This is a genomic window from Pseudomonas sp. SBT1-2 (genome assembly GCF_028640875.1).
Classification (GTDB): domain Bacteria; phylum Pseudomonadota; class Gammaproteobacteria; order Pseudomonadales; family Pseudomonadaceae; genus Aquipseudomonas; species Aquipseudomonas chlororaphis_I.
In genome coordinates this window covers 1,696-6,238 of record NZ_JAQZAA010000069.1, presented here as the reverse complement: position 1 = coordinate 6,238, position 4,543 = coordinate 1,696, and the positions used below count along the sequence as shown (strand labels likewise).

The 4,543-nt window shown below is 64.8% G+C and carries 3 protein-coding genes; all 3 read right to left on the bottom strand.

Translation table 11 applies throughout. The annotated features are described in order from the left end of the window. Positions 1–44: 44 nt before the first annotated feature. The 3 genes from PVZ78_RS11465 to PVZ78_RS11455 all read right to left on the bottom strand — a co-directional run bounded on the left by PVZ78_RS11465 (position 45) and on the right by PVZ78_RS11455 (position 4,342). Positions 45–2,000 (bottom strand): acetoacetate--CoA ligase, encoded by a 1,956-nt coding sequence (locus PVZ78_RS11465; protein WP_273828704.1) that lies wholly within the window; start codon positions 1,998–2,000, stop codon positions 45–47. A gap of 157 nt (positions 2,001–2,157) precedes the next feature. Then, the gene (locus PVZ78_RS11460; protein ID WP_273828703.1) at positions 2,158–2,943 is read right to left on the bottom strand and encodes a 3-hydroxybutyrate dehydrogenase; all 786 of its coding nucleotides are present in this window, start codon (positions 2,941–2,943) and stop codon (positions 2,158–2,160) included. 7 nt (positions 2,944–2,950) lie between these two features. Then, positions 2,951–4,342, bottom strand: coding sequence for a GntP family permease (locus PVZ78_RS11455; RefSeq protein ID WP_258254728.1), 1,392 nt, complete (start codon positions 4,340–4,342; stop codon positions 2,951–2,953). Positions 4,343–4,543 lie beyond the last annotated feature (201 nt).

Sequence of the window (4,543 nt, the reverse complement as noted above, 5' to 3'; positions counted from 1 at the left end):
TCTTCTGTAGGAGCGAGGCTTGCCCGCGATGAGGCCCCCAAGGCCTAGCTGCGCAATTCCACCCGATCGCGAAACTGCTCCAGCGCCTCGGGGTTGGCCAGGGCGTCGGTGTTTTTTACCGGCAGGCCGTGCACCACGTTGCGCACCGCCAGTTCGACGATCTTGCCGCTGATGGTCCGGGGAATGTCGCTGACCGCGAGGATCTTCGCCGGTACGTGGCGGGGCGTGGTGTTGGCGCGGATTACCTGGCGGATCTGCTCCTGCAGGGCGTCGTCCAGTTGCACGCCGTCCTGCAGGCGCACGAACAGCACCACCCGCACGTCGTTGTCCCATTGCTGACCGATGGCCAGGCTTTCCAGGACCTGTTCGAGTTTCTCCACCTGGCGGTAGATTTCCGCGGTGCCGATGCGCACGCCGCCGGGGTTGAGCACGGCGTCCGAGCGGCCGTGAATCAGCCAGCTGCCATGGGCCAGTTGCTCGGCGTAGTCGCCCTGGGCCCAGACCCCGGGGAACTGGCTGAAGTAGGAGGCACGCAGTTTCTCGTGCCGTGGGTCGTGCCACAGGCCGATGGGCATGGCCGGGAAATGCCGGGTGCAGACCAGTTCGCCCTTTTCACCGATCACCGCCTGACCCTGGTCGTTCCACACCTCCACCGCCATGCCCAGGCCCTTGCCCTGCATTTCGCCGCGGTGCACCGGCAACAGCGGGTTGCCGATGATGAAGCAGGAAATGATATCGGTGCCGCCAGACATCGAGGCCAGGCACAGGTCCTGTTTGAACGCCCGGTACACGTAGTCGAAGCTCTGCGGCGACAGCGGCGAGCCGGTGCTGAGCAGGGTCTTGAGGCTGGCCAGGGAGTGGCTGCTGCGTGGCTCGATGCCGGCCTTTTCCAGGGCCACCAGGTACTTGGGGCTGGTGCCGAAAACACTGATGCCTTCCTGGTCGATCAGGTCGATCAAGTGTTCGGGCGCCGGGTGGAACGGCGAGCCGTCGTACAGCAGCACCGTGGCGCCCACCGCCAGGGCAGAGACCAGCCAGTTCCACATCATCCAGCCACAGGTGGTGTAGTAGAACAGCACTTCGCCGGCGTGCAGGTCGGTGTGCAGGCCGTGCTCCTTAAGGTGCTGCAACAGCACGCCGCCGGTGCTGTGGATGATGCACTTGGGCACGCCGGTGGTGCCGCTGGAATAGAGGATGTACAGCGGGTGGGTGAAGGGCACGGCAACGAACTGGGGCTCGCCGCCGGGGCGGTAGAAGTCGTCCCACAGCGCGACCCTGGCCGAGGTGCGGAAGTCTTCGGCGCGAGCTTCGGGCCGCGCGTACGGCACGATGATCAGCTGTTGCAGGGACGGCAGGCGTTCGAGGATTTCGTTGACCTTGGCCGTCTGGTCGATCTGTTTGCCGGCGTAGCGGTAGCCGGCGCAGGTGATCAGCACCTTGGGTTCGATCTGGCCGAAACGGTCGATCACCCCCTGGGTGCCGAAGTCCGGCGAGGAGCTGGACCAGACGGCGCCGAGGCTGGTGGTGGCGAGCATGGCCACCAGGGCCTGCCAGGTGTTGGGCATGCAGGCGGCGACCCGGTCGCCGAGGCCGACACCGGCGGCCCGCAGGCTCTGTTGCAGGCCGGCGACATGGGCCGCCAGCTGGTTGTAGGTCAGCTGTTCGCGCTGGCCGTTCTCGTTGATCGCCACCACCGCGACGCCGTCGTCACGGCGCTTGAGCAGGTGTTCGGCGAAGTTCAGGGTGGCGTCGGGGAACCACTGGGCGGCGGGCATGCTGCTGCCTTCGATCAGCACCGTGCTGGGGGGCGCATGGAACTCGACATCGAAGAAATCGACTATGGCCTGCCAGAAGGCTTCGCGCTGCTCGATGCTCCATTGGTGCAGGGCGGGGTAGTCATCGATGTCCAGGTCGTAACGGTGATTGATCAAGCGCCGGAAGGCTTCCATGCGGGTCTTGCTGATGCGCTCGGCACTGGGTTGCCAGAGTAATTCGGACATGGGTGGCCTCTTGTTTTTCTGCTGCACACACAAAGCTGTTCCAACTCTGTAGCCGCTGCCGCAGGCTGCGATCGACCGGAACGGTCGTGGCGGTCTCAAGGTCGCGGAGGTCCTTCGGACCTATCGCAGCCTTCGGCAGCGGCTACAGGGATCGCGTTTATTGCGCCAGCCAGCCGCCGTCTATATTCCACGCCGCGCCACGCACCTGGCTGCCGGCCTCACTGCACAAGAATAGGACCAACTCGCCCAACTGCGAAGGCGTGACGAACTCCAGGGACGGCTGTTTTTCCGCCAGCAGGTCGTGCTGCGCCTGTTGCGGGTCGACACCGGCCGCGGCGCGGTCGTCGATCTGTTTCTGCACCAGCGGGGTCAGGACCCAGCCCGGGCAGATGGCGTTGCAGGTGACGTTGCTGGTGGCGGTCTCCAGGCCGACCACCTTGGTCAGGCCGATCACCCCGTGCTTGGCCGCCACATAGGCGGCCTTGCCCACCGAGCCGACCTGGCCATGCACCGAGGCGATATTGACGATCCGCCCCCAGCCCTTGGCGCGCATGCCCGGCAGGCTCAGGCGGGTGCTGTGGAACACCGACGACAGGTTGATGGCGATGATCGAGTCCCAGCGCTCCACCGGGAATTCCTCCACCGCCGCCACATGCTGGATGCCGGCGTTGTTGACCAGGATGTCGACGCCGCCGAACTCGCGCTCGGCGTAGGCGAGCATGTCGGCGATCTGCGCCGGGTCGCTGACGTCGGCCGGGTGATGGCCGACCTTGCCGCCGCTGTTCTTATTGAGGCGCGCGACCTCGGCGATCACCGTCGAGGCGTCGCCGAAGCCGTTGAGGATCAGGTGGGCGCCGGCCTTGGCCAGGCTCAGGGCGATGCCCAGGCCAATGCCGCTGGTGGAGCCGGTGACAAGGGCGGTCTTGCCCGCAAGATTACTCATGAATACCTCACACAATGCCGGTGGCGTAGAAAGTGGCGATCACGACGAAAACGGCCAGGGTCTTGATCAGCGTAATGCAGAAAATGTCCTTGTAGGCTTGGCGGTGGGTCAGGCCGGTGACCGCCAGCAGGGTAATCACCGCGCCGTTGTGCGGCAGGGTGTCCATGCCGCCGCTGGCCATGGCGGCCACGCGGTGCAGCACTTCCAGGGGGATGTTGGCGGCGTGGGCGGCGCTGATGAAAGTCTCTGACATGGCCGCCAGGGCGATGCTCATGCCGCCCGAGGCGGAGCCGGTGATGCCGGCCAGCAGGGTCACGGTGATGGCTTCGTTGACCAGCGGGTTGGGGATGCTTTTCAGCCAGTCCGACAGCACCAGGAAGCCCGGCAGGGAAGCGATTACCGCGCCGAAGCCGTATTCCGAAGCGGTGTTCATCGCCGCCAGCAGGGCACCGCTGACCGCGCTCTTGCTGCCTTCGGCCAGCTTGCCGCGAATCGCCGAGAAGCCGAACACCAGGACCACGATGATGCCCACCAGCAAGGCGGCCTGGACCGCCCAGATGGCGGTGAGCTTGGCGACGTCGGTCTGCACCGGGGCGGCCATGCCGGCCAGGGCCAGGCTGTGGGTCTTGCCGTACCACAGGGGAATCCAGTGGGTGAACAGCAGGTTCATCAGGCCCACCAGCAACAGCGGCGACAGGGCGATCCAGGGGTTGGGCAGCTGGATGTCGGCGGCGGTTTCCGGCTCGTTGCGCAGGTCGCTGCCATAGCCTTCACCGGCGTTGTGCGCCTTGTTGCGCTGGCGCTGCAGGAACAGCATGCCGGCGCAGAACACGAAAATGGTGCCGATCACCCCCAGCCAGGGCGCGGCCCAGGCGGTGGTATTGAAGAAAGTGCTGGGGATGATGTTCTGGATCTGCGGGGTGCCGGGCAGGGCATCCATGGTGAAGGAGAACGCGCCGAGGGCGATGGTCGCCGGGATCAGGCGCTTGGGGATATTGCTCTGGCGGAACATCTCGGCGGCGAACGGATAGACCGCGAACACCACCACGAACAGCGAGACGCCGCCGTAGGTCAGCAGGGCGCAGACCAGCACGATCACCAGCATCGCCTGGCGGGTGCCCAGCAGGCGGATGGCCGCCGCGACGATGGAACGGGAGAAGCCCGACAGCTCGATCAGCTTGCCGAACACCGCGCCGAGCAGGAACACCGGGAAGTAGAGTTTGATGAAGCCGACCATCTTCTCCATGAACACGCCGGTGAAGGCCGGTGCCACGGCGGACGGGTCGGTGAGCAGGACGGCGCCGAGGGCGGCGATGGGGGCAAAGAGGATAACGCTGTAGCCACGGTAAGCAGCCAACATCAGCAGCGCGAGGGCTGCTAGGGCAATGATCACACTCATGGTGTGTCTCTCCAGGATTGTTATTTTTGTAGGGTGTTGCGGGTGTGGGCGGGGCTATAGCGAGTTTTGTGCCAGATGATTAAGTATTTGATAAATAAGGATATTTGTATGGTTTTTGAGAGGATGAGTGATGTTGTGTCTCTGTTTTGAGACTTTTGGTGGCTGAAAGGGCGTCATCGCGGGCAAGCCTCGCTCCTACAG